This window comes from Bacillus sp. AR8-1, assembly GCF_008042345.1.
GTDB classification, from domain to species: Bacteria; Bacillota; Bacilli; order Bacillales; family Bacillaceae_G; genus Bacillus_A; species Bacillus_A cereus.
Map to the genome: position 1 here is coordinate 1 of NZ_QNUB01000058.1, position 4,879 is coordinate 4,879.

Below are 4,879 nucleotides of genomic sequence, written 5' to 3' on the forward strand. Positions count from 1 at the left end.
AGAGATAAAATATAAGAACACAGATATTCAAAGGAGTTTGTGACATATGCTCGAATTAAAAAATTTAACAAAAAAATATAACGAATTCATTGCTGTTAATAATATTTCACTAAATGTAGAAAAGGGAGAGATATTTGGTTTGCTAGGCCCTAATGGTGCGGGGAAATCTACAATGGTTTCCATGATAAGCACTGTACTTTCACCAACTAGTGGAATAATAAAGATTGATAATAAATCTCTTAAAGAAGAGCCTATAGAAATTAAGAAAATAATGGGAATTGTACCACAGGATTTAGCATTGTATGAAACTTTAAGTGCTAAGGAAAATTTAAATTTCTTTGGGAGTTTGTATGGACTTTCAGGGAAGAGACTAAAGGAAAGAACTAATGAAGTATTAGAAATCATTGAGTTAACAGATAAACAGAATCAGAATGTATCTGAATTTTCTGGAGGTATGAAACGTCGAGTTAATATTGGTGCTGCTCTTATGAATAATCCCAAATTGTTAATTTTGGATGAGCCTACAGTAGGGATCGATCCACAGTCAAGAAATCATATCCTTGAAACAGTAAAAAAACTAAATAAAGAAAAAGGAATGACAGTTATTTACACTAGCCATTATATGGAAGAGGTAGAGTATTTATGTGAAAAAGTGGCAATAGTGGATCACGGATCTCTTATTGCTTTAGGAACAAAAGAAGAACTTAAAGAAAATTTAGATGCATGTGATACCTTAACCGTAAATTACAGAGACGCAAGTAAAGAGGCTCTCAGACAGTTAAATAATATCCATGGTATTAGAAACGTAACAATAGAAAAACAACAAATTTCTATGCTTATATCATCTAAAGAACGAACTGTCATGGATATTTTAGATGATATTAAGGATTTAGGAATTAAACTTACAAGCTTCAAGTATGAAGAAGTAAATTTAGAAAGTATTTTCCTTCAGATAACAGGTAAAAACTTAAGAGAGTAGTAGGGGGAAGCGATTTTGAAAAAGTTATTGAACTTATTTTTTCTGGACTTCAGATTATTAACAAAAAATAAGTTATTCTATTTAAAGCTAATACTGTTTCCATCAATACTTATTCTCATTTTAGGTACAGTATTTAGTGATTCGGATTCGAAAATCGAAGCTTTTGATGTAGCATTTTATAATGCCGATGCCGGCGATCAAGTTTCGCTAGGGGATGTTTTGAAAGAAAAGGCTTTTAAACAAGATAATCTTAAAGAAATCATTAATTTAAAAGAAGTAAAAAATTATGATGATGGAAAAAGGTTGGTAAAAGAAGGAGAGGTAGCAGCTTTTGTGTATGTGCCGAAGGGATTCACAAAAGCCGTCATGAATGATGAAAAAACAAGTATTGATCTAATAGGAAATAACAATAAAACAATGAATAAAAATGTAGTTGAAACAGTTTTGGATAGCTTTAGTAGAAGTGTTAAAACAATGAGTGTTGAGCAAAAAGAGATTGTAAAACAAATACACGATGCCAATAATACTCCAAAAGATAAAGTTGAGAAAGTAATTAATCATTTATTAAATAATAATGGTATTTCAGTTAAAATCGATAAAACTGCTACAAACAAGAATGCAGTTTCAATTGATTCAATGCAGTACTATTCAATAGCTATGGTTGTCATGTTTTCAATTATGACAGCATTTGTACTTGTTCATGGTATAGTGGATGAGAGACAGAATCATACTTTATTCAGAATAAAATCTACACCTACGCTTAATATACAGTATGTGTTAGGTAAACTTATTGGAATTATTTTTGCAATTTTAATGCAAATGGCCGCAGTAATCTTTATAAGCCGAATTATATTCCAAATGAATTGGGGTAACCTTTTTGATATTTTTATCATTACAATCGTTTATGCTTTTGCTATAGGCAGTGTCATTCTATTTTGGGGATTCACCGCAAAGGATCATGTCTCAGTTTCGAGTATGGCTTCTCCTATTCTTTATATTTTTAGCTTTTTAGGAGGAAGTTTTATCTCAAAAAATAGTTTACCTGATAGTCTACGTGTTATTCAGGAAATTATCCCGAATGGGAAAGCTATAAATTGTTATTTGAAAGTTAAACAGGGTCTAGGTTTTGAAGATATATATATTGATTTACTCCAGCTTATGGGTATAGGAATAATTTTTGTATTTATTAACATTATGGTGTACAAACGGAAGGAGGTGGCATAGTAGTGCAAATGATTGCAATGATAAAACATCAGCTGAAGTTAATGTTTAGAAATAGACTAGCGATTTTTGCAACTATTACAGTCCCTTTAATTCTTACATTCTTATTTTCTTTTTCACAGAGTAGTGATAAACAAGAAAAATTATATTTAGTTGATGCAGATAACAGTGTTTACTCAAATCAATTGATTGAAATGATTCAGGAACATAAAAACGTTAAGACGATAAATGTGACTGAAAATAATTTAAAGAAGAAAATTGATGATCAGGATATTCCTTTTGGACTAGTAATAGAAAAAGATTTTGGGAATAATATATCGCCAGGGGAAGATTTGAAAATTAAATTTATAGAAAATTACGAAAATGGGAGCGGAGTTTTATTAAAACAGCTCATAACGAATGAAGTTGGCACACTAAAAAAAGTGATAGGGGATTCTAAATATGTGTCAGAGCAATTAGGTTTGGATGATGAAGAGATAGCAAAAAATATATTTAGGGGAATAAAAGACAGTTCGCAGATAACGCTAAATGATAAAACACTAAGTAATGGTCAAAAAGAACAAGATAATACAACTGCAAGATTAATAGGGTTCTTAGTCATGTTTATCTGGTTTGTTGTAATTCAAGGATTAAGAACATTAATTGATGAAAAAGAAAATAATACATTTAGCAGGTTATTAAGTACACCTGTTAATTATCACAAGTATATTGTATCAAAAATGGCTGCAACTTATATAGTTGGGATTGTCCACGTTATAGTAATTATACTTGCAGGTAAATATCTGTTGAAAATCGGTATTGGTCATAATGTATTTGCTATAGGTTTAATATTATCTGTTTATTTATTTGCTCTTATTAGTATAACCATGATAATGATCCCGTTTATGAAAAGTCAAAAACAGTTTACATCATCTGCTTCAATTATTATAGCTGTGAGCGGTATGGTTGGAGGATCCTTTTATTCTTTAGAAATTGCTCCAAAATACATGCAGAGTATTTCAAAATTTACTCCTGAGGCGTGGGCAATTCAATCTTTAAATGATGTTATTTTTAATAAAAGTCCTATAGGATCAGAATTAATACCAATTGGTATTTTTATAGGAATTGGATTATTAAGCTTAATCGTATCGTATCTACTTATAAGTAGGGAAATGAAAACACTGAATAGTTGAATTTTTAGGAAGTAATACATGGTGTGTAATTAAGTACTTTAAATTAAAATCTATATTTAATAAGGACGTGATTAATGTGGGGATGGTAGAAATATTAGGAATGGTAGAGTTAATTGTGGGGGTTCTGATGAATGCGTATATCGGAAAAATCGGATTAACTGTTTTTGGGAAAGACGACACATATTCAAGAGCCCTTCTGAGAGTAATCGGTATTTTTTTAATTATAAATGGGGTTTCAAGAGCCTTCCATATCTAATTATTAAGAATATGAATTAGTTATAAAAAAGCTTTTAAATATACCCTTTTCTAAAATGGTTGTTTTATTTTCAAATAATTAGTTTCAGAAGTAAGAAAATTTACCATAAGGGTAGATGTTATTTCAAAATTCCATTAGATTTTAAGAGGTGAATAATGAAAACACTGTTTTGTTTACCGTATGCGGGAGGATCAAGCTCAATCTATTATAAGTGGAATAAACTTATGAATGATTCATTGGAATTATATCCAATTGAGTTAAAGGGAAGAGGAGCAAGAATAAATGAAGCTTTTTATGAAGATATAAATGAGGCTGTAGATGACATTTACGATTTGATAAAGGATAAAATCAGTGAAGGTGAATATGCTTTATTTGGTCATAGTATGGGGGGAAGATTAGCTTATAAACTTTACTATAAAATTGAACAAATGAGAAATAAAAAACCTGAACATATATTTTTTTCAGGATGTGGGGTACCGAGCATTAAAAAGAAAACAGGTATGATTCATACCTTGCCAGATGATGATTTTTTGAAAGAAATTATGCGTCTGGGAGGTACTTCAGAAGAATTACTATATAATAAAGAATTAAGGGATTTATATATACCCATTATAAGGAATGATTTCAGAATATTAGAAAAAAATAAAGAGGTGAAAAGATCTAGTAAAATTGATTGTGATATAACTGTGCTTTCTGGAGATGAAGATAATACAATAAGCCCGGAAGCTATAAGGTTATGGGGAGATTATACTAATGGGGAATGTAAGATAATTAGATTTAAAGGAGACCATTTTTTTATTAACCATCATGGGTTAGAAATTACAGAGATTATAAAAAAAATGGTGAATTAAATAAAGTAAATTTATAAGATTAGTATCTTATATGGAAATAGCCCGTATGTTCGAAAAAGGAATAAGGGCTTTTTTTGACGGGAAAGCTTAATAGCGTAGGTATGTATTTTCGGGAAACTTAAATTTTTTTATCAGCGCCAAATAAACTTAGTGATTAAAGAAGTGAGATGATAAATGTTACCAAGCTGAATAAATGTTTTTAGAGTATATTTTAATTTTTGTTTATTAAATCTAATAATATAAAAAAACTTAGATAATATCATATGGTTTATTTTTTCAATTGTTTTCTATGGTAAGTAATTATTATAAGGATATGTATATATACTGATAACTTTATAAAATAATTTTCGGTTGACAAGTTTGAAATATTCACATAATATATTTGTATAATATTTCTTTA

General features: G+C 29.5%; 5 protein-coding genes. All 5 read left to right on the top strand.

From position 1 onward, the window contains the following. Window positions 1-46: 46 nt before the first annotated feature. The 5 genes from DN400_RS27355 (at window position 47) to DN400_RS27375 (ending at window position 4,479) form a co-directional block, all read left to right on the top strand. Entirely contained in the window at window positions 47-979 is a 933-nt protein-coding gene (locus tag DN400_RS27355; RefSeq protein WP_065229715.1) for an ABC transporter ATP-binding protein, read from the top strand. Between the two features lie 15 nt (window positions 980-994). After that, on the top strand, window positions 995-2,203 hold the full coding sequence (locus DN400_RS27360; RefSeq protein ID WP_065229716.1) for an ABC transporter permease: 1,209 nt from the start codon (window positions 995-997) through the stop codon (window positions 2,201-2,203). A gap of 8 nt (window positions 2,204-2,211) precedes the next feature. Continuing rightward, the gene (locus DN400_RS27365; protein WP_255478024.1) at window positions 2,212-3,372 is read left to right on the top strand and encodes an ABC transporter permease; all 1,161 of its coding nucleotides are present in this window, start codon (window positions 2,212-2,214) and stop codon (window positions 3,370-3,372) included. A gap of 76 nt (window positions 3,373-3,448) precedes the next feature. Beyond that, the gene (locus tag DN400_RS27370; protein ID WP_065229718.1) at window positions 3,449-3,628 is read left to right on the top strand and encodes a hypothetical protein; all 180 of its coding nucleotides are present in this window, start codon (window positions 3,449-3,451) and stop codon (window positions 3,626-3,628) included. Between the two features lie 155 nt (window positions 3,629-3,783). Beyond that, window positions 3,784-4,479 (top strand): thioesterase II family protein, encoded by a 696-nt coding sequence (locus tag DN400_RS27375; RefSeq protein WP_065229719.1) that lies wholly within the window; start codon window positions 3,784-3,786, stop codon window positions 4,477-4,479. Window positions 4,480-4,879 lie beyond the last annotated feature (400 nt).

Coding starts and splice junctions, on each gene's coding strand:
- DN400_RS27375 (WP_065229719.1), top strand. CDS start 3,784: ATGAAAACACTGTTTTGTTTACCGTATGCGGGAGGATCAAGCTCAATC.
- DN400_RS27355 (WP_065229715.1), top strand. CDS start 47: ATGCTCGAATTAAAAAATTTAACAAAAAAATATAACGAATTCATTGCT.
- DN400_RS27365 (WP_255478024.1), top strand. CDS start 2,212: ATGATTGCAATGATAAAACATCAGCTGAAGTTAATGTTTAGAAATAGA.